The organism is Clavibacter michiganensis subsp. insidiosus, assembly GCF_002240565.1.
GTDB lineage: Bacteria > Actinomycetota > Actinomycetes > Actinomycetales > Microbacteriaceae > Clavibacter > Clavibacter insidiosus.
Window position 1 is genome coordinate 2232631 of the sequence record NZ_MZMO01000001.1, and the last position, 23734, is coordinate 2256364.

Annotated in this window: 23 protein-coding genes and 1 tRNA gene; 9 read left to right on the top strand and 15 right to left on the bottom strand. The window is 73.3% G+C overall.

Features of this window, described 5'->3' with window-relative positions:
* Positions 1 to 21: 21 nt before the first annotated feature.
* Positions 22 to 1455: a xylulokinase gene (gene xylB, locus B5P21_RS10810; RefSeq protein WP_045527410.1), complete on the bottom strand. Its 1434-nt coding sequence runs from the start codon at positions 1453 to 1455 to the stop codon at positions 22 to 24.
* A gap of 32 nt (positions 1456 to 1487) precedes the next feature.
* Here xylB and B5P21_RS10815 point away from each other — a divergent pair.
* The 3 genes from B5P21_RS10815 to B5P21_RS10825 all read left to right on the top strand — a co-directional run bounded on the left by B5P21_RS10815 (position 1488) and on the right by B5P21_RS10825 (position 3412).
* Positions 1488 to 1572: transfer RNA gene (locus B5P21_RS10815), tRNA-Leu, on the top strand.
* 63 nt (positions 1573 to 1635) lie between these two features.
* Complete coding sequence (locus tag B5P21_RS10820; protein ID WP_045527409.1) at positions 1636 to 2559, top strand: pyridoxal-phosphate dependent enzyme; 924 nt, start codon at positions 1636 to 1638, stop codon at positions 2557 to 2559.
* Positions 2560 to 2683: 124 nt separating this feature from the next.
* Entirely contained in the window at positions 2684 to 3412 is a 729-nt protein-coding gene (locus B5P21_RS10825) for a DedA family protein (RefSeq protein WP_045527407.1), read from the top strand.
* Positions 3413 to 3507: 95 nt separating this feature from the next.
* On the opposite strand, the gene B5P21_RS10830 is transcribed toward B5P21_RS10825, so the two are convergent.
* The 5 genes from B5P21_RS10830 to B5P21_RS10850 form a co-directional block, all read right to left on the bottom strand.
* A complete protein-coding gene (locus tag B5P21_RS10830) occupies positions 3508 to 4425 on the bottom strand; it encodes a cation diffusion facilitator family transporter (protein WP_094171133.1) in 918 nt (305 codons plus the stop codon).
* 90 nt (positions 4426 to 4515) lie between these two features.
* Positions 4516 to 5124 (bottom strand): RdgB/HAM1 family non-canonical purine NTP pyrophosphatase, encoded by a 609-nt coding sequence (gene rdgB, locus B5P21_RS10835; RefSeq protein WP_045527404.1) that lies wholly within the window; start codon positions 5122 to 5124, stop codon positions 4516 to 4518.
* Between the two features lie 10 nt (positions 5125 to 5134).
* The gene (rph, locus tag B5P21_RS10840; protein ID WP_045527402.1) at positions 5135 to 5872 is read right to left on the bottom strand and encodes a ribonuclease PH; all 738 of its coding nucleotides are present in this window, start codon (positions 5870 to 5872) and stop codon (positions 5135 to 5137) included.
* An 8-nt stretch (positions 5873 to 5880) separates the two neighbouring features.
* The gene (gene murI / locus B5P21_RS10845; protein WP_094171134.1) at positions 5881 to 6765 is read right to left on the bottom strand and encodes a glutamate racemase; all 885 of its coding nucleotides are present in this window, start codon (positions 6763 to 6765) and stop codon (positions 5881 to 5883) included.
* A 58-nt stretch (positions 6766 to 6823) separates the two neighbouring features.
* Complete coding sequence (locus B5P21_RS10850) at positions 6824 to 8287, bottom strand: cryptochrome/photolyase family protein (protein ID WP_045527398.1); 1464 nt, start codon at positions 8285 to 8287, stop codon at positions 6824 to 6826.
* 90 nt (positions 8288 to 8377) lie between these two features.
* Between B5P21_RS10850 and B5P21_RS10855 the strand changes: the two genes are divergently transcribed.
* A complete protein-coding gene (locus B5P21_RS10855; protein ID WP_045527396.1) occupies positions 8378 to 9694 on the top strand; it encodes a nicotinate phosphoribosyltransferase in 1317 nt (438 codons plus the stop codon).
* A gap of 24 nt (positions 9695 to 9718) precedes the next feature.
* Here the strand turns inward: B5P21_RS10855 and B5P21_RS10860 are convergent, their stop codons facing one another.
* From B5P21_RS10860 to B5P21_RS17690, 3 genes are read right to left on the bottom strand one after another with little or no spacing between them, the layout of a single operon-like run.
* Positions 9719 to 10006, bottom strand: coding sequence for a DUF3039 domain-containing protein (locus B5P21_RS10860; protein ID WP_045527393.1), 288 nt, complete (start codon positions 10004 to 10006; stop codon positions 9719 to 9721).
* A 53-nt stretch (positions 10007 to 10059) separates the two neighbouring features.
* Positions 10060 to 11622, bottom strand: a complete 1563-nt coding sequence (locus tag B5P21_RS10865) for an ABC transporter permease (protein WP_094171135.1) — start codon at positions 11620 to 11622, stop codon at positions 10060 to 10062.
* Positions 11598 to 13082 (bottom strand): ATP-binding cassette domain-containing protein, encoded by a 1485-nt coding sequence (locus tag B5P21_RS17690; RefSeq protein ID WP_378108704.1) that lies wholly within the window; start codon positions 13080 to 13082, stop codon positions 11598 to 11600. The genes B5P21_RS10865 and B5P21_RS17690 overlap by 25 nt, the downstream gene beginning before the upstream one ends.
* Positions 13083 to 13750: 668 nt before the next feature.
* Here B5P21_RS17690 and B5P21_RS10875 point away from each other — a divergent pair.
* The 4 genes from B5P21_RS10875 (at position 13751) to B5P21_RS10890 (ending at position 16455) form a co-directional block, all read left to right on the top strand.
* A complete protein-coding gene (locus B5P21_RS10875) occupies positions 13751 to 14443 on the top strand; it encodes a phosphocholine cytidylyltransferase family protein (RefSeq protein WP_012037974.1) in 693 nt (230 codons plus the stop codon).
* An 18-nt stretch (positions 14444 to 14461) separates the two neighbouring features.
* Complete coding sequence (locus tag B5P21_RS10880) at positions 14462 to 15280, top strand: ABC transporter permease (protein ID WP_045530241.1); 819 nt, start codon at positions 14462 to 14464, stop codon at positions 15278 to 15280.
* A complete protein-coding gene (locus tag B5P21_RS10885; protein ID WP_094171136.1) occupies positions 15280 to 16059 on the top strand; it encodes an ABC transporter ATP-binding protein in 780 nt (259 codons plus the stop codon). Before B5P21_RS10880 ends, B5P21_RS10885 begins: the two co-directional genes overlap by 1 nt.
* A gap of 84 nt (positions 16060 to 16143) precedes the next feature.
* Positions 16144 to 16455, top strand: a complete 312-nt coding sequence (locus tag B5P21_RS10890) for a hypothetical protein (RefSeq protein WP_045527387.1) — start codon at positions 16144 to 16146, stop codon at positions 16453 to 16455.
* Here B5P21_RS10890 and B5P21_RS10895 read toward each other — a convergent pair.
* Positions 16445 to 16768, bottom strand: a complete 324-nt coding sequence (locus tag B5P21_RS10895; RefSeq protein ID WP_045527384.1) for a helix-turn-helix domain-containing protein — start codon at positions 16766 to 16768, stop codon at positions 16445 to 16447. The genes B5P21_RS10890 and B5P21_RS10895 overlap by 11 nt on opposite strands.
* 153 nt (positions 16769 to 16921) lie before the next feature.
* Between B5P21_RS10895 and B5P21_RS10900 the strand changes: the two genes are divergently transcribed.
* Positions 16922 to 17671, top strand: coding sequence for a hypothetical protein (locus B5P21_RS10900; protein WP_045527382.1), 750 nt, complete (start codon positions 16922 to 16924; stop codon positions 17669 to 17671).
* 43 nt (positions 17672 to 17714) lie between these two features.
* Here B5P21_RS10900 and B5P21_RS10905 read toward each other — a convergent pair whose 3' ends face one another.
* The 5 genes from B5P21_RS10905 to B5P21_RS10925 all read right to left on the bottom strand — a co-directional run bounded on the left by B5P21_RS10905 (position 17715) and on the right by B5P21_RS10925 (position 23551).
* Entirely contained in the window at positions 17715 to 19001 is a 1287-nt protein-coding gene (locus B5P21_RS10905; protein WP_045527380.1) for a membrane protein, read from the bottom strand.
* A 97-nt stretch (positions 19002 to 19098) separates the two neighbouring features.
* A complete protein-coding gene (locus B5P21_RS10910) occupies positions 19099 to 19974 on the bottom strand; it encodes a glycosyltransferase family 2 protein (RefSeq protein WP_045527378.1) in 876 nt (291 codons plus the stop codon).
* On the bottom strand, positions 19971 to 20792 hold the full coding sequence (locus B5P21_RS10915; RefSeq protein WP_045527376.1) for a CDP-alcohol phosphatidyltransferase family protein: 822 nt from the start codon (positions 20790 to 20792) through the stop codon (positions 19971 to 19973). Before B5P21_RS10915 ends, B5P21_RS10910 begins: the two co-directional genes overlap by 4 nt.
* Positions 20789 to 21862 carry a glycosyltransferase family 2 protein gene (locus tag B5P21_RS10920; protein WP_045527375.1) on the bottom strand — a complete coding sequence of 358 codons (1074 nt, stop codon included), beginning with the start codon at positions 21860 to 21862 and terminating at the stop codon, positions 20789 to 20791. Before B5P21_RS10920 ends, B5P21_RS10915 begins: the two co-directional genes overlap by 4 nt.
* Positions 21863 to 22012: 150 nt before the next feature.
* Complete coding sequence (locus B5P21_RS10925; protein WP_094171137.1) at positions 22013 to 23551, bottom strand: S1C family serine protease; 1539 nt, start codon at positions 23549 to 23551, stop codon at positions 22013 to 22015.
* Between the last annotated feature and the right edge of the window lie 183 nt (positions 23552 to 23734).

A 23734-nucleotide genomic window follows, 5' to 3' on the forward strand; every position in this document is an offset into this window, starting at 1 on the left:
GTCAGCGCCGCCGCGCGATGGTCAGTACCCGAGCTCCGCCTTCGCCGCCGCGTACGCCGCACGCACCGCGGGCACGCCCGGCGCGTCGAAGACCTCGTCGCCCGCGAGGGGCCACTCGGGGACGCTGCCCGTGAGGATCCACGCGGCCTGCTTCGCGGCGCCGTCGGCGACGAACTCGCCCGCGTCCGGCACGTGGATCGGGACGCCGAAGATGGTCGGCGCGATCTCGCGGACGGCGCGGCTCTTCGCCCCGCCGCCGATGAGGAGCACGCGCTCCACCTGCACGCCCTGGCGCGTGATCGCGTCGAGGCCGTCGGCCAGGCCGCACAGCATGCCCTCGACGTGCGCGCGGGCCATGGTCGCGGGCGTCGAGTTGCGGAGGGTCATGCCGTGGAGGGACGCGGTCGCGTCGGGCAGGTTCGGGGTGCGCTCGCCCTCGAAGTAGGGCAGGAGCACGAGGCCGTCGGATCCCGCGGGGGCCTCGAGCGCGAGCTCGGACAGGCGGGCGTGGTCGACACCGAGGAGGCGCGCACCGCCGTCGAGCACGCGGGCGGCGTTGAGGGTCGCGATGAGCGGGAGGAAGTTGCCCGTCGCGTCCGCGAAGCCGGCGACCGTGCCGGAGGCGTCGGTGATGGGATCCGCCGTGACGGCGAACACCGTGCCGGACGTGCCGATGGAGACGACCACGTCGCCGGGCACCGCGCCGAGGCCGAGCGCGGCGGCGGCGTTGTCGCCCGCGCCGGGGCCGACCGGGATGCCGGCCGGGACGCCGGGGATCCGGTCGCCCGTGACGCCGGCGGACTCGCCCGGGCCGAGCACGCGCGGGAGGCCGACCACGCGGCCGAGCGCGCGCTCCAGCAGGTCGAGGCGGTACTCCCCCGTCACGCTCGACCAGTACGCGGTGCCGCTCGCGTCGGAGCGGTCGGTGGCGAGGGCGGCGAGGTCCGGGGATCCGATGCCGTGGCCGAGCAGGCGCCAGGTCAGCCAGTCGTGCGGGAGGGCGACGGCGGCGACGCGGGCGGCGTTCTCGGGCTCGGCGTCGCGGAGCCAGCGGAGCTTGGTGGCGGTGAAGGACGCGACCGGGACGACGCCCAGCGCGCTCGCCCAGGCGTCGGCGCCGAGCTCGTCGCGGAGGTCGGCGGCGGCCTGCGCGGATCGGGTGTCGTTCCAGAGGAGCGCGGCGCGGATCACCGCGCCCTGCTCGTCGAGGCAGACCATGCCGTGCTGCTGGCCGCCGACCGAGATGGCGGCGACGTCGTCGAGGCCGCCCGCGTCGGCGACGGCCGCGAGGAGCGCGTCCCACCAGGCGGCAGGATCCACCTCCGTGCCGTCGGGGTGGGACGCGCGGCCGGAGCGCACGAGGGCCCCCGTGTCGAGGTCGCGGACGACCACCTTGCAGCTCTGCGTGGAGGAGTCGATGCCTGCTACGAGTGTCTTCGTTGTCACGATCAACATATTAGGGGGCGTCCTAAGCTGGTCGGGCACCCGCGGGAGTGGTGGAATCGGTAGACACGCAGGATTTAGGTTCCTGTGCTTTCGAGCGTGAGGGTTCAAGTCCCTTCTCCCGCACCAGCCATGGAGCCCGCGAGGGCCTCCCGCCGACGCGGCGCTCCGACCCGCAGCGAGGAGCATCCCGTGGACGAACGCCTCCGCCTCTGGACCGAGCCGACCACCGTGCACCCGGTCCCCCGTCTCGCAGAGGCGCTCGGCCTGCACCCCGAGCGGCTCCTGATGAAGCGCGATGACCTCATCGGCTGGGGCGGAGGCGGCAACAAGGCCAGGAAGCTCGAGCACTCGCTCGGCCGGGCCGTGGCACGCGGGGCGACCACCGTGCTCACCACGGGCGCCGCGCAGAGCAACCACGCGCGCATGACCGCGGCGGCCGGCGCGGCGCTCGGCCTCGACGTCGTTCTGGTCCTCGAGGGCCAGGAGGTCGCGGCGCGCGGCAACGTGCTGCTCGACGGGCTGTACGGCGCGCGCATCGTGTGGTCGGGCGACGAGCGGGCGGAGTCGCGCGCCGGGTCCGCCGTCGCGGAGCTCGAGGCGGCAGGCACCCGCGTGCACCGGGTGGCGTTCGGCGGATCGGACGCGCACTCCGTGCAGGGCTTCGTCGACGCGGGCCACGAGCTCGCCCGGCAGGTGGGCGAGGTCGACCACGTCGTCGTCGCCCTCGGCTCCGGCGGCACGATGGCCGGGCTCGTCGAGGCGCTCGGGCCCGAGCGCGTCCTCGGCGTGCACTGCGGGGCCGTGGCAGAGCCGCGCGCCGTGGTCGCGGGGTTCCTCGCGGAGCGCGGGACGGGGATCGGCGCGGAGGCCCTGAGCATCGACGAAGGCCGCGTCGGCTCCGGCTACGCGCACCTCACGGACGAGGCGCGGTATGCGCTCGTGCTCGTCGCGCGGACGACGGGGATCCTCCTCGACCCCATCTACACGGCCCGCGCCGCGGCGGGGCTGGCGGCCGCGGTCCGCGAGGGATCCATCGGGCCGGACGACCGCGTCGTCCTCTGGCACTCGGGCGGCGTCCCGGGGCTCTTCGGCCACGCCGACCTCGGCGCCTGACCCGCGCCACGGCCCTCGACCGGGGGTGTCCGGGTCTCGGCGCGCTGACGGCCGCTCCCGGTATCCTGTGCTCTGCCGCAGGTCGCTCCGCTCACGTCGCGACCCACCACGACTGGAGCCCCACGTGCACCCCCAGCTCTTCGACTTCCTCGACTCGACGACGCTCATCGAGTCGTTCGGGGGATTCGCCCTCATCGGGATCTGCCTCATCATCTTCGCCGAGACCGGCCTGCTGTTCGGGTTCCTCTTCCCCGGCGACACGCTCCTCATCATCGCCGGGCTGACCCTCCCCGGGATCACCGGGCTCGACATCTGGTGGGTCTGCCTCGCGATCGCCTTCTCCGCGTTCGCGGGCGGCGAGGTCGGCTACCTCATCGGCCACAAGGCGGGGCCGCGGGTCTTCGAGCGCAAGGAGTCCGGCATCTTCAGCCGCCAGAACGTCGTGCGCACCAACGCGTTCTTCGCCCGCTTCGGCGGGCTGGCCGTCATCGCGGCGCGCTTCGTGCCCATCGTCCGCACGTTCGCGCCCATCGCCGCCGGCGTCGGCCACATGGACTACCGCAAGTACTCCCTCTACAACGCCATCGGCGCCCTCATTTGGGGCGCGGGCCTCACCTTCCTGGGTCATCTGCTCAACGGCTTCCCGCCCATCCGCGACTTCGTCACGCACTACATCGACTACGTGCTCCTGGGGGCCGTGTTCATCACCGTCGTGCCCGCGGCGATCCACTTCCTCCGCGCGCGCAAGCACGCGCGCGACGGGCAGGCTGCGGGCGTGCCGCAGGACGGCGAGGAGCTCGCGCTCACGCCCGAGGAGTTCGACCAGGACCCGTCGAACGACCCCCGGCGCTGAGGCGCGGGCGCCCCCGCGTCCGCTGATCGAGGGCGGTCGGCGGGACGCCGCCGGTCGGTGACGCGCGGACGGGGCGCGCGCGGCCGGGCGGAGGCTCAGACGTGGTGCCGGTGCTCGTGCCCCGCGTGCTCCTCGGGCTCCAGCTGGAAGGTGCTGTGCTCGACGTCGAAGTGGTCGTCGAGGCAGCCGGACAGCCGGTCGAGCAGCGCGCCGGTGCGACCCTCGCGGAAGACCTCCTGCTCCACGACCACGTGGGCGGTGAAGACGGGCGAGCCGGACGTGATGGCCCAGACGTGGACGTCGTGGACCGCCGTGACGCCGGGGGTCTCGAGCAGGTGGGCGCGGATCCGCTCGGGCTCGGTGCCCACGGGCGTGGACTCGTTCAGCACGCGCACGACGTCGCGCAGCAGCACGACCGCGCGCGGCACGATGAGCGCGGCGATGACGAGCGACGCGACGGCATCCGCGCGCCCGAAGCCGGTGACCGCGATGACGACGCCCGCGGCGATGGTGGCGACGGATCCGAAGGCGTCGCCGAGCACCTCGAGGTAGGCGCCGCGCATGTTGATCGAGCGCCCCGCTGCCCCGCGGAGCACCAGGAGCGCCGCGACGTTCGCGACGAGGCCGATGCCGGCGGCGAGGAGCATGACGCCGGGGTCGACCTCGGGGCCCTCCGGGGCAAGCAGCCGCTGGACGCCCTGCACCGCCACGTAGACGGCGACGCCCGCGAGGATCAGCCCGTTGACGAGGGCACCGAGGACCTCGCCGCGCTGGAATCCGAAGGTGTGCCGGTCGGTCGCGGGGCGCGCGGCGACGATGGTGGCGACCAGGGCGATGCCGAGGCCGATGAGGTCGCTCGTCATGTGGCCCGCGTCCGCGAGCAGCGCGAGCGACCCCGAGACGAGCGCGCCCACGACCTCGACCACGAGGACCGCGGCGGTGATCGCGATGGCGATGACGAGGCGGCGACGGTCGGTCGTGGCCGCGCCGTGGTCGTGCGATCCGGAGCCCATGCGTCCACCGTACGGGCCCGCCGTCATGCGGATCCAGCCAGGAGCGCAGTCGGGAACGACTCCCGCTCTCAGCAGGGCGGGGAGGAGGCGTCAGCCCTCGCCGAGGAGCGCCCGCCGCACCACGGGCATGATCGCGTCGAAGGCGAGAGCGCGGTGGCTGACGCGGTTCTTCTCGTCGGCGCTGAGGGCCGCGGCGCTCGCGCCGCCGGTGGCCGGGCGGAAGATCGGGTCGTAGCCGAAGCCGCCCTCGCCCGCGACCTCGCGGAGCACGGATCCCTCCCACACGCCGAGGGCCGTGCGCTCGACGAGGCCGTCCGCGGTGGGGACCGCCAGGGCGGCCGCGCACGTGAAGCGGGCGCCGCGGTGCGCGTCGGGCACGTCGCCGAGCTGCCCGAGCAGGAGCTCGAGGTTCGCGCGGCTGTCGCGCGCCGGACCCGCCCAGCGCGCGGAGAAGATCCCGGGCGATCCGCCCAGGATGTCGACGCCGATCCCGGAGTCGTCCGCCAGCGCGGCATGACCCGTGTGCCGGGCCGCCGCGCGCGCCTTGATGAGGGCGTTCTCCTCGAACGTCGTGCCGTCCTCCACGGGCTCGGGACCGTCGTAGGCGACCAGGTCGATGCCGTCGAGGCGCGCGCCGAGGATCCGGCGGAGCTCCTCGACCTTGTGGGCGTTGTGCGTGGCGAGGACGAGCGGGATCACGGCCGGTGCCTCAGCGGCCGAGCGCCTGCGCCTGCAGCGCGGTGAGCGTGGCGCCGCCGCCGAGCGCGAGGTCGAGGAGGGCGTCGAGCTCGGCGCGGTCGAAGGGCGCGCCCTCTGCCGTGCCCTGGACCTCGACGAAGGACCCGCTGCCCGTCATCACGACGTTCATGTCGGTCTCGGCGCGCACGTCCTCGACGTAGGCGAGGTCGAGCAGCGGCTTCCCGTCGACGATGCCCACGGAGACCGCGGCGACGCTGTCCTTCAGCGGCGTGGCGCGCTGCGCGATGAACTTCTTCTCGCGGCCCCACTCGAGCGCGTCGGCGAGGGCGACGTACGCGCCCGTGATGGCGGCGGTGCGGGTGCCGCCGTCGGCCTGCAGCACGTCGCAGTCGATGACGATCGTGTTCTCCCCGAGCGCCTTCATGTCGACGACCGCGCGGAGGCTGCGGCCGATGAGGCGGGAGATCTCGTGCGTGCGGCCGCCGACCTTGCCCTTGACGGCCTCGCGGTCCATGCGCTCGTTCGTGGCGCGCGGCAGCATCGCGTACTCGGCCGTGACCCAGCCCTGGCCGCTGCCGGCCTTCCAGCGCGGGACGCGGTTCGTGAAGGACGCGGTGCAGAGGACGCGAGTGCGGCCGAAGGAGATGAGGGCGGATCCCTCGGCCTGCTCGCTCCAGTTCCGCTCGATGGCGATCTCGCGCAGCTGGTCCGCGGCGCGGCCGTCGTGGCGGGGGATGTCGTCGGTCATGTGCGGCCTCAGCTCGGGTCGGGGGTGGATGGGGTGCCGTCCGCGTCCGGAGGCGTCGCCGCATCCGGTCGCGGCCGGCGGGGAAGGGGGATGGCGCCGGTCTCGACCAGCTCGACGTGGGTGACGCCCGAGCCGAGCATGCGGTGCGCGAGCGTCTCGAAGTCGGACGCGCTGCCGCCGGTGGCCTCGTACCGGATCACGGGGGGCGCGTCGGAGCGGCGCTCGAGGCCCGCGGACACCAGCTCCCGGTACACGTCCTTGGCGGTCTCCGTGTCGCTCGAGACCAGCGTGACGTCGGGGCCCATGAGGAGCGAGATCGCGCCCTCGAGGAACGGGTAGTGGGTGCAGCCGAGGACGAGCGTGTCGACGCCGGCCGCGCGCAGCGGTGCGAGGTACTCCTCCGCGGCCGCCATCAGCTCGGGACCCGAGGTCTCGCCGCGCTCCACGAGGCCGACGAAGAGCGGCGCCTCGGCGCTCGTCAGCTCGAGGTGCGGGGCCGCCGCGAAGGCGTCGTCGTAGGCGCGGCTCGTGACGGTGGCGTGGGTGGCGATGACGCCGACGCGGTGGTTGCGGGTGACGCTCACGGCCGTGCGCACGGCCGGCTGGATCACCTCGACCACGGGGATGTCGTAGCGCTCGCGGGCGTCGCGGAGCATGGCCGCGGACGCCGTGTTGCAGGCGATGACGAGCATCTTCACGCCGCGCTCGACGAGGTCGTCGAGGACCGCGAGCGCGTAGCGGCGGACGTCCGCGATGGGCTTGTCGCCGTAGGGCGTGTGCGCCGTGTCGCCGATGTAGATGATCGACTCGCGCGGCAGGAGGGTGGCGACGGCACGAGCCACGGTGAGGCCGCCGACGCCGGAGTCGAAGATCCCGATCGGCGCGTCGCTCATCGGGCCAGCCTACCGGCGGGCTCGTCGGCCTCCGCCGCCATGCGGCTCACGGCCCCCGTCACAGCGACCGCCGCGCGTCCTCCTGGGCGACGAGCTCCGGCAGGTCCTTCAGCCGCCCGAGCCCGGCGAGCGGCTGGGCCATGCGCGCGTTGCCACGGAGCCGCTCCCGGTTGCGGTCGAGGAACCACCAGTAGCCCGCCGTGTACGGGCACGCCGTGGGGCCGACGCGGACCTTCGGGTCGAACGGGCACCCGCCGCAGTGGTCCGACATCCGGTCGATGTAGGCGCCGCCGCCCGCGTAGGGCTTCGTCGCCATGCGCCCGCCGTCCGCGTGCAGCGCCATGCCGACGACGTTCGCGGGCATGACCCACGGCGTGCCGTCGACGAAGGAGTCGATGAACCAGTCGTTCATGGCGGCCGGGTCGTAGCCCCGCTGGAGCGCGAGGTTGCCGAGGATCATGAGCCGCTCGATGTGGTGCGCCCAGCCGTGCGTGCGGACCTTGTCGACGACGTGGGAGAGGCAGGCGGCCTCGATGCCGGACGCGTCGAGCTCCTGCAGCGCGGTCGGCACGCCGCGGTGCGCGTCGAGCCGGTTCTGCGACGTGTAGTCGTCCTCGAACGCCCAGTAGAGGTGCCAGACGTAGTCGCGCCAGCCCATGATCTGCCGCACGATGCCCTCGACGCTCTGGATGGGCGCGCGGCCGGCCGCGTGCTCCGCGACGATGCGCTCGATGACGTCCGCCGGATCCAGCACGCCCATGTTCATGGTGGCGCTCAGGAGCGAGTGCGCCATGGTCCAATCGCCCTGGAGCGACGCGTCCTCGAACGGGCCGAAGTCGTTGAGGCGGCTCGCCACGAAGTCGTCGACCGCGCGGCGCCCCTCCTCCGGCGTGACGGCGAAGCGCCGCGGCCCGTCCTCGCCCACGAAGCGCACGAGGCCCTTCCGCTCCCACTCGTCGAGGTCGGCGCGGACCTCGGCGTCGATGTCGTCCTCCTCGGGCCACCACGGCTCGGGGAGGCCGAGGCTCGCGGCGCCCTTCGGCGGCCGCTCGCGGTTGTCGTGGTCGTAGTTCCAGCGGCCGCCGACCGGGTCGTCGCCGTCCATGAGGATGCCGGTGCGCGCGCGGGACCACCGGTAGAAGTCCTCCATGACGAGGCGGTTCGAGGTGCGACCCGCCATCCACTCCGCGAACTCCTGCTCGCTCGTGACGAAGCCGCGGCTCGGCAGCACGTGGGCACCGATCTCCGCGACGAGGCGCCGGAGCCCCCGGGAGGTGGGGTCGATGACCTCCAGGTCGTCCCGCCCCGCGACGACGTCGCGGTAGTGGTCCACCTGGTGGAACTCGACCCGGTCGCCGAGCGCCCGCGCGCGGTGCCGGATGCCCGACAGGATGAGGTGCGCCTTGGCCCGGTGGTACGGCCGCCGGGCGAGCAGGCCCCGCGACTCGATGAGGAGCATCCGCCCGCCGTCGTCGAAGTGGTCGCCCAGCTGGTCGGCGAGGATCCATCGCGTCCGCTCCATGGCACGAACCTAGGCCGGACCCCCGTCATCGTCGCGGCCCGTGCGCGATGCGGACGTCGACCCCGACGGGCGCCGCCCTAGGCTGGGCGCGTGACCCAGGCGACCTCCCTCCTCACCGACCGATACGAGCTGACGATGCTCGACGCAGCGCTGAAGGCGGGGACCCACGACCGCGAGTGCGTCTTCGAGTGCTTCGCCCGCCGCCTCCCGAGCGGCCGCCGCTTCGGCGTCGTCGCGGGCACCGGACGCCTCCTCGAGCTGATCCGCGACTTCCGCTTCGGCGACGCCGAGCTCGAGTACCTGCGCTCCGAGCGCGTCGTCGGCGAGGAGGCCCTGGCCTGGCTCGCGAACTACCGGTTCCGCGGCCGCATCACGGGCTACCGCGAGGGCGAGGTCTACTTCCCGGGCTCCCCGCTCCTCACGGTCGAGGCGCCCTTCGCCGACGGGGTGATCCTCGAGACGCTCGTGCTCAGCGTCCTCAACTACGACTCCGCGGTCGCGAGCGCCGCAGCCCGCATGGTGCAGGTCGCCGGCGGACGCCCGCTCGCCGAGATGGGATCCCGCCGCACGGGCGAGCGCTCGGCCGTCGCCGCCGCCCGCGCCGCGTTCATCGCGGGCTTCAGCGCCACCTCGAACCTCGAGGCCGGCCGCACCTGGGGCGTCCCGACCATGGGCACCGCCGCCCACTCCTTCACCCTCCTGCACGACACCGAGGAGCAGGCGTTCCGGGCCCAGGTCGACGCTCTCGGCGCCGGCACCACCCTGCTCGTGGACACCTACGACGTGCGCCAGGGCGTGGAGACCGCGGTTCGCGTCGCCGGCCCCGGCCTCGGCGCCGTGCGGCTCGACTCGGGCGACCTGCCGGTGCTCGTCGGCGAGGTGCGCGCGCAGCTCGACGCGCTCGGCGCCACGGGCACGCGGATCACCGTCACCAACGACCTCGACGAGCACGGCATCGCGGGCCTCGCGGCCTCGCCGGTGGACTCCTACGGCGTCGGGACCTCGCTCGTCACCGGATCCGGCGCACCCGCGGCGGGCATGGTCTTCAAGCTCGTCGCCCACCGCGACCCCGGCGGGGACGGCGAGTGGGTGTCCGTCGCGAAGCGGTCGACGGGCAAGCAGAGCCGCGGCGGCCTCAAGGGCGCGCTCCGCCGCCATGACGCCGAGGAGGTCGCGACGAGCGAGCTCGTCACGGTCGGACCGCACCCGGCGCCGCTCCCCGGCGACCGCGACCTCGTCGTCACGCTGGCGGAGGACGGCGAGCCCGATGCGCGCTGGCTCGGCCGCGCGGGCACCGCCGCGGCTCGCGCCCATCACGCCGAGGTCGTGCGCGACCTGCCGGCGCAGGCGTTCCGGCTGCGCGCCGGCGACCCGGCGATCCCGACCGAGGAGAGCGCTGCCGTCTGACGCGCGCGGCGTAGTGGGTGGGACCTACTCGGGCTTCATGTTCTCGTAGATGCGCTTGCAGTCGGGGCAGACCGGGAACTTCTCCGGGTCGCGACCGGGCAGCCACTTCTTGCCGCAGAGCGCCTTCACGGGCTTGCCGCTGATCGCGGACTCGAGGATCTTGTCCTTCTTCACGTAGTGCGAGCAGCGCTCGTGGTCGCCGGGCTCGATCGTCTCCTGCTCGAGGAGCTCCTCGAGCTCGCGGTCGAGGGTGTCGGTGCCGCCGCCCTGCGACGGGCTGCCGGGGGCCTGTTCGATGCTGAGGATGACCATGCCGTCAGTCTACTTTTCCGGCAGGCGGGATCCGGCGGGGCGGATGCCGGGGCTCAGTGGCGCTGCGCGAAGGCCAGCAGCTCGGGGCCGCGCCGCTCGAACACGCGACCGCCGCCGACCACGCCGGCGACGAGCGTCACGACGCCGATCCCGAGCCCCACGACGAGCGACCACGCCGGGTACGCGCCGCCGTGGACGAGCCCCATCCACCCGAGCCAGACGGACGGCAGCGCGAAGAGGACCGTGGCGAGGAACGTGAGCGTGGGCACGGTGGATCCGCCGGCGCTCACGCTCTGCGGCGCGTGGAAGGGGCTGTCCCCGGGACGCGAGGCGGGATACGGGAACCGCGCCGAGAAGAGCGACGACAGGCCGACCCCCGCCAGCAGGACCCCGCCGCTCACCCCGATGACGGAGGGGAGGACGGACGGGTCCCCGAAGCCGAGCGCGCTGAGCGGCGCGCCGATGGCGACGAGCGGGACGCCGATCGCGAGCACGGGCACGAGGCGACCGATCCTGTCCGCGACGCCGCGGATCCCCGAGACGACGTGCAGCCACACCGCGGTGTGGTCGTGCGCGGTGTCGTTGTGCACGCTCCACCCGAGGAAGAGCGCCATGACCGGCAGCGGCACCAGGGCCAGCACGTGCGCGTCGACGTCGACGATGACGAGCGGGATGAGGAGCACGAGCGGGAGCACCGGGATCAGGACCAGCGTGGCGCGGTAGCGGGGGTCGCGGATCCAGTAGGTGACGCTCCGCGCGGCCACCGCGCCCGTGGGCGAGGCGCCGAAGCGGCCGAGGCCGGTCCGGGTGCGCCCGCCACCGGCGCGGTCGGGCGCGGTGAGCGCCCATGGCACGAGGCGGACCCAGAGGAGCGCGAGCAGCGCCGCCGAGGCCACGGCCACCAGCAGCATCCCCGCCGCTCCCCCGGCGTCGCCCGAGACGGCCGCCGCCGGAGCCGACCAGGCCGCGCCGAGCGGGGTCCAGGCGAGGACGCCGAGCACGCCGCGCGCGGGACGCAGCCCGTCGTCGAGGAGGTCGGCCTGGGCGAGGGCGACGACCGCGGGGACGAGCAGCACGGCCACGAGTCCGGCCGCGAGACCGGTCGCCTCGCGCGCCCGGCGCGTGCTGAGCAGGATGGAGGACAGGACGGTGCTGATGCGGGCGACCAGCACGCACGTCACGACGGCGGCGCAGGCCGCGATCACGGAGACGAGGCCGGTGAGCGGGTCGCGTGCCCACGTGATCACGGTCGTCAGCGCCACGACGACGAGGACCGCGCCCGGCACGCTGACGACGGCGGCGGCGCCGAGCGCCAGGGCGAGGCGGCGGGGCTCGATGCCGTAGGGCGCGAACCGGCGCGGGTCCATGGCGTCCTGGGTCCCGAGCACGAGCGGCACGACGAGCGACCCGAGGACGACGAGCGCGCCACCGGCGACGACGACGTCGCGCGCGGCGGAGACGTCGGCGTCGCGGAGACCCGCCAGCGCGCCGACGGCGAGCACCGTGACGAGGATCCCGTAGACGCCGGCCGCGACGAGCCCGAGGACCTGCCAGGGGCTGCGGCGGAAGGCGTTGGCGAGGAGGGCGAGCCTCAGTCGGAGAACGAGTGCAACCACGAGAACCCCTCCGCCGTGCGTCGACCGCCCGCGAGGGCGACGAAGCGCTCCTCCAGCGAGCGGCCCGCGCGGACCTCGTCCATGGTGCCCGCGGCGAGCACCCGGCCGTTGACGATGATCGCGACGTGGTCGCAGATGCGCTGGATGAAGTCCATGCCGTGGCTCGACAGCACGACCGTGCCGCCGTGCGCCACGTAGTCCTGCAGGATCTCGACGACGTTCGCGGCCGAGACGGGGTCGACCGACTCGAACGGCTCGTCGAGCACGAGCATGCGCGGCGAGTGGATCATCGCGCAGGCGAGCGCGACCTTCTTGGTCATGCCCGCCGAGTAGTCGGTGACGAGCCGTCCGACGGCGTCCTCGAGCCCGAACGCGGCGATGAGGTCGGCCGACCGGCTGCGGATCTCCGCGTCGTCGAGCCCCCGGAGGGCGCCCGAGTAGTGGAGGAGCTGCGCGCCGGTGAGGCGGTCGAAGAGGCGGAGCCGGTCCGGCAGCACGCCGATGCTCCGCTTGGCGGTGAGCGGCTCGCGCCAGACGTCGACCCCGTTGACGGTGACGGTGCCGGCATCGGGTCGGAGGAGCCCCGTCACCATCGACATGGTCGTCGTCTTGCCGGCGCCGTTCGGGCCGACGATGCCGTAGAAGGATCCGGCGCGCACGATGAGCGCGACGTCGTCGACGGCGACCTTCTCGTCGAAGCGCTTGGTCAGCCCGTCGATGACGAGGACGTCCTCCCCCAGCTCCGGAGCGGCAGCGCGATCGCCGCGGACGGACGGCGTGAGCGCGGTCTCCGCCATCCCGGCGAGGCCGGGGCGCGAGGAGCGCGGCGCGGTGAGGCTGTCGGTGCGGACGGTGACGGGACGGGCGGCAGCGGGATCGGCGTGGGATGCGGACGCGTCGTCCTGCCGCTCGGGCGGGACGGGCGGCGCTGCGGGCACTGGGCCGACGACCTGCTCAGGGGCGACCGCGGCATCGGTCTCGGCCTCTCCGTCCGCGGCGTCCTGCTCGGGCTCGGCAGCCGGATCGACGCCCGCGACCGGCTCGGCGGTGTCGGCGTCGGCATCGGCATCGGCATCGGCGTCGGGCGCATCCTGCGCCTCTCCCCCGTCCGCGACCTCGGCGACGTCCTGCTCGACCTCAATGGAGGACGCGGGCGATCCGACCTCCGGGTCCGCCGCCGCTCCGTCAGCCGTCGGGACGTCGTCCTGGTCATCCGCGTCAGCGCGCGCGGGCTCGACCGTGGGCTGCGGCTCGGACTCCGCGAACATGGCGCCGAGCTCGGACAGGTCGTCCTGGTCCGGCTGCGTCGCCGCGATGTCGTCCTCGGCAACCGGTCCGGGGGCGGACGTCGTGGGTGAGACGGCGGCCGGGTCCGCATCGATGGGGGCCTCGGACGCTTCGGACGCAGCGGCGCCCTCCGCAGCGGGGAGCCCCTCCGCGCTGCCGGCAGCACGCTGCACGCGCGTGCGACGTCGGACTCGCGGGGGACGCGCCGTCGCGGACGGGGCATCCCCGTCGCCATCGGCTGCACCGGCGGACGGCCGCGACGCGGGTGCCGCGACGGGGGTCGCCTTCACCCGGGGCGGCGTCGGCGCGACGACCACGGCGGGCGCAGTGCGCGGGGACGGCGCGGTGGCACGACGGGGCACGCGCTGACCGGGGCGCGGAGGCTTGGGCACGGCGGTCGTCGTCGCGCGCTCCTCCTCGGCTGCGGCTGGGCCAGCGGTCGGCTCCTCTTCCACGGCGGACGGAGCGCGATCGGCGTGATCCCGGGGCTCCGTGGCGGAGTCGGACGGGGCGTCGGGGGAGGTCGTCTCGTCGGGGGCGTCGGTCACGGCCCCACGTTAGCAAGGCCGTCCTCCGTGCCCGATCCGCCGTCCTCGGCGGTCCGGTCGCGGGCTCCCGTCGGCGCCGGGGGAGGAGTCGACGGCAGCTGCTCCGGGGCCCATCCAGATCACGAAAGGGACACGACCCCACCCCTCATCCCGCGAATTTCCCCACCTGCGGCGTACGATGGGTGAGGCATGACGGCGTGTCGAACAGGAAACCCGCGGGTGAAGTCCTGGCGAACCCTCGACGTCCGAGGGCTGCCGGTCGCACTCGGCACCCCGCATCGAACGGAGAACACATGACCACGCAGGTAGTCATCCTGGCGGCAGGCATGGGCAGCCGTCTCGGACGCAGCCTCCCCAAGCCCCTCACCGAGCTCAGCGACGGCCGCACCATCATGGGCCAGCAGTTCGACAACATCCGCTTCGGCCTCGGCGACGACGCCAAGGTCAGCATCGTCGTCGGCTACAAGCTCGACCACATCATCGACGCCTTCCCGGACGCCGACTACATCTACAACGAGCAGTACGACCAGACGAACACGTCGAAGAGCCTGCTCCGCGCCCTCCGCGCCTCGGGCCCCGGCGGCGTCCTCTGGATGAACGGCGACGTCGTCTTCGATCCGATGATCCTGCGTCGCGCGGCCGCGATGATCGCCCGCGACCAGTCCTTCGTCACCGTCAACACCTCGCGCGTCTCCGACGAGGAGGTCAAGTACACGACCAGCCCCGAGGGCTTCATCCGCGAGCTGTCGAAGACCGTGAAGGGCGGCCTCGGCGAGGCCGTCGGGATCAACTACGTCTCCAAGGCCGACAAGCCGGTCCTCATCCGCCAGCTCGCCCGGGTCGCCGACCAGGACTACTTCGAGCGTGGAATAGAGTTGGCGATCGAGCAGGACTCCCTGCTCGTCGAACCGGTAGACATCTCCGACCTGTACGCGGTCGAGGTCGACTTCGCGGAGGACCTCGAGAGGGCCAACCTCTTCGTCTAGACCGCCTCGGGGATGCTGATGCAGAGGATCCCCGCCGTGCCCGATGCCGCCCTCCCCGGTCGCGCGTCTCGCACCCCCGCCGCCCGGTACCGCCGCTCGCTCTGGCTCCTCACGACGCGCGACCTCAAGGTCCGCTACTCCACGAGCGCGCTCGGTTGGTTCTGGTCGATCCTCGACCCGCTCGTCATGTCGGGCATCTACTGGTTCGTCTTCACCGTCGTGTTCTCGCGTGACGTCGGCGAGGAGCCGTACATCGTCTTCCTCCTCGCCGCGCTCCTGCCGTGGATGTGGTTCACGGGCGCCACGAGCGACTTCACGAAGGCCTTCAGCTCGCAGGCGAAGCTCGTGCGCTCCACGCGGATCCCCCGGAGCATCTGGGTGCTGCGGCTCGTGCTCGCGAAGGGGTTCGAGTTCGTGGCGAGCCTCCCTGTGCTGGCCGTATTCGCGATCGTCGCGGGCGCCCGCCTCGACGTGCACGTGCTGCTGTTCCCGCTCGCCGTGCTGATCCAGTCGGCGCTGCTCCTCGGCATCGGCTTGATCATCTCGCCGCTCGTCGTGTTCTTCCGCGACCTGGAGCGAGCCGTGAAGCTCGTGCTCCGCTTCCTCTTCTACGCCTCCCCCATCGTCTACTCGTCGAGCGACCTGCCCGCCGATCTGCACCCCTGGGCCGCCCTCAATCCCCTCACAGGAGTCTTCGGCCTCTACCGCGCCGCGTTCTTCCCCTCCGAGCTCGACTGGTACGCGGTCGGGGTGAGCGCGGCGATCTCGGCGGCGCTGGTCGCCGTCGGCGCGCTCGTCTTCCGCCGTTCGCTGCCCGCCGTCCTGAAGGAGATCTGATGGGCGCATCGCACGCCGGGCCGGACGCGCCCACGGTCCTCGCGGTCGAGGACGCCGGCATCCGCTTCCGCCGCAACCGCAAGGCCCGTCGGAGCTTCAAGGACCTCTTCGCGGGATCCGCCCGGCGCGCACGGCCCGGTGAGTTCTGGGCGCTGCGGCACGTCTCCTTCGAGGTGCGCCAGGGCGAGGCCATCGGCGTCGTCGGCCGCAACGGCCAGGGCAAGTCGACGCTCCTCAAGCTCGTCGCCGAGGTCCTCATCCCCGACGAGGGGTCGATCGGCGTCCACGCGGGCGTCGCGCCGCTCATCGAGATCACGGGCGGGTTCGTCAACGACCTGACGGTGCGCGACAACATCTACCTCACCGCGGGTCTCCACGGCATGTCCAAGGCCGAGATCGACGCGCGCTTCGACGAGATCATCGCCTTCGCCGAGATCCCCGACTTCGTCGACACCCCCTACAAGCACCTCTCGAGCGGGATGAAGGTGCGCATCGCGTTCGCCGTGATCTCGCGGCTCGACGAGCCGGTGCTCCTCGTGGACGAGGTCCTCGCCGTGGGCGACCGGGCGTTCCGGGAGAAGTGCTACCACCGGATCGAGGAGATGCTCGCGGAGGGGCGCACGCTCTTCTTCGTCTCGCACAACGAGCGCGACCTCCGTCGCTTCTGCACGCGCGGCCTGTACCTCGACAAGGGCGCCCTGGTGCTCGACGGCCCCATCGACCGGGTCATGGACGCCTACAACGCCGACCACAACCCGCCGCCCCCGGCCGACGCCTGAGCCGTCGCGCTCCCCTCCTCCCCAACCCCGCCCTTCCACAGGCCCACGTCCCCGCACGTCGCACGCCGCCCCTACCGTGCACGCATGCTGCGACCGGTCCCGCCCCTGCCCATCCGCCCCGATCCCGAGCCCGCGTACCGCGTGCCCTGGCACTTCGACCGCACGCTCGAGCGGCCGCGCTTCGCGCTGGTCAACATCGGCGACGAGGTGCTGCACGCCATCTCGCTGCACCTGCTCGGATCGGGCACCATGCTGTCGCGCGCACCCGTCACCGTGCGGCCGGGCGAGCGCCTGTCCACCACCATCCGCGGGGACGACCTCGCGCTCGACACGATCCTCGTGGTGCGGTGGTTCCGTCCGGACGGAGGCGAGTACCTGTGGCGGGTCAGCTTCTGACGGGCGTGGTGCCGCGGCGGTCGCGTTCCCGCTCCAGGCGGATCAGCTCGGCGGGCGAGTCCCCGTCGTCCTGCGGGAGCATGTCGGCCGTCAGGCCCGTCACCAACGACCCGGCGTCCACGTCGAGCCCGCTCGCGATCTTGATGATGTTGCGCAGGCTCGGGTTCCTCTGGCCGCGCTCGATCTTGCCGAGGGCGGTCCAGTGGATGCCGGAGAGCTCCGCGAGCGTCTCCTGGCTGATGCCGATGCGCTGGCGCTGCTCGCGCACGCGGGAGCCGAACTCGGCAGCGGCGTCGGAGACGGTAGTGACCATGGCACATGCTTATCCGCCACATGGAGGAATGACCAGAGCGCCAGCGCCCCATGCGCATGTGCCCGCACCTCCGCGGATAGGCGATGCTGCGCGCCCTCATCCGCCAGACGACGAGGGGACGAACGACACAGGCGCCGCGCGTAGGCTCGGAGCATGAAGGACGCCCCCGAGCTCGACCCGACCGTGGCCACCGGCATCGATCGTCTCCTGTCCGTGCAGCGCCCCGTCGTGCTCGCCCACATCCGCTCGATCCGCGCCCGCCACCCGGACGCCTCCCCCGACCGCATCATCGCGATCCTGGAGAAGCGCTTCCTGGCAGCCGTCACCGCGGGGGGCGCCGCCGTCGGAGCCAGCGCGGTCATCCCGGGCGTCGGCACCGGCGTCTCCCTCGCGCTCACCGGGGTGGAGACCGCCGGCTTCCTCGAGGCGAGCGCCCTGTTCGCCCAGTCCATCACCGAGGTGCACGGCATCACCGTCGAGGATCCGGCCCGCGCCCGCGCCCTCGTCATGACGATGATGCTCGGCGCCCCGGGCGCCCAGGTCATCCAGCAGTTCACGGGTCAATTCTCCGGCCAGCCCGTCGACAGGAACGCCAACTGGGGACGCGCCATCACCTCGGGCCTCCCCTCGTTCGCCATCGGGCCCATCGCGGATCGCATCAAGCGCGCCTTCATCAAGCGCTTCGTGGTCAACCAGAGCGCGAGCGCCATCGGCCGTGCGGTGCCGTTCGGCATCGGCGCCGTCATCGGCGGCGCCGGGAACCGCATGCTGGGCGGCAAGATCGTCGCGAGCTCCCGCCAGGCCTTCGGGCCCGCTCCCGCCGGCTTCCCGGACGAGCTGGCGGTGCCGGAGCGGAAGCCGCGCGTCATCCGCGTCGCCGAGAAGAAGGCCGCGAAGCGCTGACCGCGCCTGCGGGGACGGCGGCGTCGCCCTCCCCGTCGGAGGGTCAGGCCTCCTCGTCCTCGTCGTCGACCTGGTCGTCGGACACCGGGTCGGCGGCGTCGTCCCGGGCGTGGAGCGCCGCATGGCGGTCCCACTCCCCCATCAGGTGCTCGATGGCCCCGTGGAATCGCGCGGTCGCCGCACCCGGATCGGTGTCGCCGAAGTAGTGGCGGACCCACGCCGCGAGCCGGCGATCCGCCACCGCGTCGTGCTGCAGCGCATCCAGCCGGGTGATGATGTCACGCGCGTCGTCCGCGGTCAGCCACTCGCAGTCCGAGAGGTAGCCGTCGGTGTCGATCTGCGCCTCGGGACGCACGGGCCGCGTCACCAGGAGGGGGCGCCCCGCGGCGAGGCGGTCGTAGACCATCGCCGAGATGTCGACGATGGCGAGATCGGCGGCGGACAGCTGCCAGGCCAGCTCGCGCGAGCGGTCGACGACGTGCTGCGCCGACGGATCCTGCGCGTTCGCCCGCTCGAGCATGGCCGCGATCTCGCGGTTCGCGCGCGCGTACTCGGGATCGACGACGCCGGACCGAGGGTGCGGACGGTAGACGACGCGGTGGCGCCCGGTCGCGATGAGGTCGCGGACGAGCGGCACGCCGTGCGACGCGATGGACCCGTACGCGGCGGCGGCGCGGTCACCCTCCCACGTGGGCGCGTACAGCACGACCGTGCGGTCGTCGGGCGCGTAGGGCAGCTCGCCGGAGTAGTGGTCCGCCTGCGGACGACCGATGGGGATCGCGCGGCGGTCGAGGTCGTAGTCCCAGAGCACCTTGCCGAGCCGGGCGCGGGCGGCGTCGCCGGCGATGAGGCTGTAGTCGTAGGCCTTGAACTGGTTGGTCGTCATGTACATCTTGTCGGACTCGCCGTGGTTGACGAAGACGTGCCAGCGTCGCCCGTACCGCATCATCTGGAAGTTCCGGGTGTTCTGGTTGACGTAGAGCACGACGCGGATGTCCTGCTCCGCGATGACCCGCTCGAGGTCCGCGACGCGACGCACGTACTCCACCGGCAGCGGGCTCTCGTCGAGGAGGGCGTTCGCGCCGCTCGGGTGCCGGCTCAGGATGACCACCGGATGCGTGCGCGCCAGCTCGACGAGCGGCCGGTACCACTGCCGGATCTGGTACATGTTCACGGCCGAGTCGGCGAAGTACACGGCGACGCGGTACTCGCCCCGCGGCGAGGGGGCGCGGAGCGCGAGCTTGCGCTGCAGGGTCCCGCGCGCACGGCGCTGCTGGACCAGCGAGCGGACAGCGCGCACGCCGAGGCGAGCGTCGTTCAGGAGACCCATGCATCCACCGTAGCCAGCGCTCCGGGCGCCTCCGGACCCGCCCCGGCCGGGGGCGCGGAACGGTGTGCGATCGTGACCGAGCGGGAGCGGATCACGATCAGATGACGGGCGGCCTGCCCGCGCGCGCCATGCGGACGACGGTGCCCCACGACATCGGCCGACGCGTGCCGGGGGACGTCGTCCAGCCCTCGAGCCACCCGTGCAGCCATGTGCCGAGACCGTCGCGGTTGCGTGCGCTGCGGATCAGCTGCACCGCCGTCCACGACCCGACGTAGACGGGGACGAGGGGCAGCGGCAGGTTGCGCCGCGCGAGCCAGACCCGGTTGCGCGCGGTGAGGCGGTGGTACTCGGCATGCCGGGTGGGGGCGACAGCAGGGTGGTGGGCGACGAGGTCCCCGGCGTACCAGGCGCGGTGGCCCTGGTCCCAGATCCGCCAGGCCAGCTCGATCCCCTCGTGGGCGTAGAAGAACTCCCCCGCCCAGCCGCCGGCCCCCTCGAACGCGTCGCGACGGACCACGACGGCGCCCTCCAGCACGGACATCACCGGGCTCGAGCGCGCGGGGTCGCCCTTGCGGATGCGCGGGATCCAGCGACGCGGCGTGGCGGCGCCCGTGGGGTCGACGATGCGCGGCTGGATGAGCGCGACGTCGTCCGTGCCGCGCATGAGCGCGAGGCAGTCCGCGAGGAAGGCGGCGCTCGGCACGGTCTCGTCGTCGTCGAGGAAGAACAGCGTCTCCCCCGTGACCAGCGGGACGCCGGCGTTCCGGCCCGCCGGGATGCCGAGGTTCTCCGGCAGGTGCAGGCACCGGACGCCGTCGGGGAGGCCGTCGGGTTCCCAGCCGTTGCCGACCACGACCACGTCGAGGGCGACGCCCTCCTGACGCAGCACCGAGGCGAGCGAGGCCGCCAGCCCCTCCGGCCGACGCCCCTGGCTGAGGACGACGACGCCGACGCGCGGGACGGCGCCCGTCACGCGGACGTCAGCCGACGCGAGGTGACGATCATCACGAAGTGCCCGAGGAGCGCCAGCACCGCGAGCGGCACCAGGACGACGAGGAACACCCGGTCGGTCTCCGGCTGACCCGCGACGAGGCCGACCAGCGCGACGACGAAGGTGACGATGGTGAGCTCCACCGAGTGGAACATGCGGTGGAACGGCAGGAACCGCACGACGCGGCGGGCCGTGGCGATCAGGGAGTGCTGCGACGCGACCGTGCCCGCGCCGACGGGCGCCTTGGGCAGGTCGGCCGAGGCGCGCGCCACGCGCACCATGTCGTTCAGCGCCTTGTTCAGCACGATGACCAGCGCCAGGGCGAACGCGAGGGTCGTCCAGGGCAGGTCGCCGGGCGCCTCGAAGGGGTAGGCGGCGGCGCGCATCCCCAAGGCGAGCGCGATCAGCGTCTCGGTGGAGTAGTGCCCGACGGCGTCGAGGAAGTGCCCGACCGGCGACGAGGTGCGGCGCCAGCGCGCCACCTCGCCGTCGCAGCAGTCCGCGAGCATCTGCAGCTGGCCGAGCACCAGCGCGAGGGCCGCTCCGGCGATGCCGGGGATGAGCAGCGCCGCGGCGGCCGCCCACCCCGTGAGGATCATGACGACGGTGACGCCGTTCGCGCTGATCCGCGTCCGCAGCAGCAGCCAGGTGAGGTACGGCGAGAGGTCGCGGAGGTAGAGATGCGCCGTCCAGTGCTCGGCGTTCGCCCGCAGGCGCACCTCGGGCGGCTGCGTCACGCGCCGCAGCTCCGCGATGGAGGAGGGCAGGCCGCGGTCGCCGGTGCCGGGATCGGCGCTCATCGGCCGGTGTGCCCGTCGAGGTCGTCGGTGAGCTCGAGGAAGCCGAGCACGAAGCCGGTGCCCCAGCTGAAGTGGATGGACGGCAGCACCGCCGCGAAGCGCAGCATCGTCGCCGCGCCGTCGCGGGACGCCACCGAGACGGTGCTCACCAGCACGAAGCCGACGTACACGCCGGGCACGACGAACGCGCCGACGAGCCGGCGCAGTCCCGGCATCCCGAGCGCGGCGCCCACGAGGCCCGCGGTGCCGAGGAGGAGACCCGCGGCCACCCCGCCGACGGCGACCGGAGGCACGAAGTACCGCACGGAGTTCTGCCGGGTGAAGCGACGCGCGAGCTCGCCGCGCCAGAGGCCGGTGGCGAAGAACTGGCGGATGAGCGAGCGGAACGTGGAGCGGGGACGGTAGGTGACCTTCATCCGCGGCGTGAACCACACGAGGCCGCCGCTCTGCCGGAGGCGGCGGTTGAGCTCCCAGTCCTGGCCCCGACGCACGCCCTCGTCGAAGAGCCCGACCTCGACGAGCCGCTCACGACGGAAGGCGCCGAGGTACGCGGTCTCCGCCGGCCCCTCCTTGCCGCCGACGTGGTGCGCGGTGCCACCGAGCCCGACCCGGGCGCCGTAGGCCCGGGCGACGGCCTTCTCGAACGGCGTGCGCCCCTCGGCCGACATCAGCCCGCCGACGTTGTCCGCGCCCGTGGCCTGCAGGGTCTCCACGGCGATGCGCGTGTAGTCGCGCGGCAGGAGGGAGTGCGCGTCGACGCGGATCACGACGGGGTGGCGCGTGGCGCGGATGGCGGCGTTGAGGCCGCCCGGCGTGGATCCCGTGGGGTTGTCGACGCTCGTGATGCGCGGATCGGCCCGAGCCATCTCGCGGACGACCTCGGTCGTGCCGTCGGTGCTGGGGCCGAGCGCCAGCACGACCTCGAAGTCGCCGGCGTAGTCCTGCTGCATCATGCTGTCGACGGCGGCGCGGACGTGGGCCGCCTCGTTGAGGATGGGCATGACGTACGAGACGGCGGGCAGATCGCCGGTGCTGCCGGCGACCGGGTCGCGTCGCGGGTAGTGCGCCATCTGAGCCGATCTCTTGAGGGAGGTGCGGCCGGGGCCTGTCGGGGGCCGAGCCTCGCAGGAGTTTACCAGCCTCCCCGTCGGCCGCCCGCCGGTCGCGGACGACGAGGGGCGGACCGGCATCCGCCGATCCGCCCCTGGTGACGCTCCTGGCTACTGCTGGAGCGTGCCGAGCTTCACGTCGACCTGCTGCTTCTGGCCGCCGCGGTTGACGGTGAGCTCGACGTCGCTGCCGCCCGCGAGGGCCCGTACTTGCGCCGTGAGGTCGCTCGCCTTGCTGATCGGGATGCTGCCGAACGCGGTCACGATGTCGCCCTGCTTCAGTCCCGCCGCGGCCGCCGCGCCGCCGCTCTGGACCTCCGCGATGAACGCGCCGCCGACCGGGGTCGAGGAGTCGCCGCTGGCGACGTCGCGGACGCTCGCCCCGAGGAGTCCGTGCGAGGCCTTGCCGTTCTGGATGATCTCCTGACCCACGCGCTTCGCGAGGTTCGACGGGATGGCGAAGCCGACGCCGATGCTGCCGGCGGCGGAGCTGGTGCCGCCCGCGTTGGCGATGGCGACGTTGACGCCGATGAGCTTGCCGTCGCCGTCCAGGAGCGCGCCGCCCGAGTTGCCGGGGTTGATGGCCGCGTCGGTCTGGATGACCGCGAGGTTGATCGTCGCCGCCGCCTGGCCGCCCTGGCCGCCGGATCCGCCCTGGCCGCCCTGCTGACCGGAGCCGCCCTGCCCCTCGTTGCCGAACGGCCAGAAGTTGAACGGCGTCTCGTCGCTCTGGCTGCCGTCGCCCGGTGTCGCCGGCGCAGCCGAGGATGCGACCTGGATGCTCCGGTCGAGCGCGCTGACGATGCCGTCGGTGACGGTGCCGGAGAGGCCGAGCGGAGCGCCGATGGCGATGGCGGTGTCGCCGACGTTGAGCTTGGACGAGTCCGCGAATTCGATGGGGGTGAGGCCGCTGGCGTCATCGAGCTTGATGACGGCGAGGTCGACGACGGGATCCGTGCCGACCAGCTTCGCCGAGTACAGCGCGCCGTCCGCCGTCTTCACCTGGATGGTGGCGTCGCCGGTCTGGCCGTCGAGCGTCACGACATGAGTGTTGGTGAGGACGTAGCCGTCGCTGGAGAGGACGACCCCGGAACCCGTGCCGCCGGCCTGGCCGCCCGCCACGTCGATGGTGACGACGGAGCCGGAGACCTTCGCGGCGACGGCCGTGATCGGCGTCGCGTTGTCCGGGTCGTTGACGGTGATGTTCGCGGGAGACTGGCTCACGGCCTCGGTGGAGGCATCGTCATGCGCGATGGCCCAGGTCGTGAGTCCGCCGGCGGCACCGCCGATGAGGGCTCCGACGGCCAGCATGGCGACGAGGGGCAGGGCCTTGTTCGGCTTCTTCTTGGGAGGAGCGGTCGTGGTGCCGCCGGCCGGCTCATGACCTTCCGCTGCTGCGCCCGCGAGAGGAGCGGTCGCGGTGTGATCCGGCTGCGCGCTCGTGCCGTACGCGAGGGTGTCCCGCCGGTCCGGGCTCGTGGGCGCGGGGTGGGACGCGGCGGCGGGGCCCGCGGGCGCTGGCCAGGCGGATCCGCCATCACCGGGCTGAGGAGTGGTGGACGACGGCGCCTCCGTCGAGGAGCCCTCGGCTCGGCCGTCGACCTCGCGGCCGCCCTCGTGCTCGTCTTCGCCGTGGCTTCTGTCCGTCATCGGTGGTGCTCCTCTCAGGTCGTGCCAGCATTCAGGGCGAGTCTGAGCGTTCCCTATGGCCGCCCTGACAGCGCACCGCCCTCTCGGGGAGGGCGCGGGCGGCCCGGGTCCGGACACGCTCAGCTCGCATGCTGGCTCGAGCGTACGCGGCGGCGACGCGTCCGCCGCGGACGGTCACGCCGC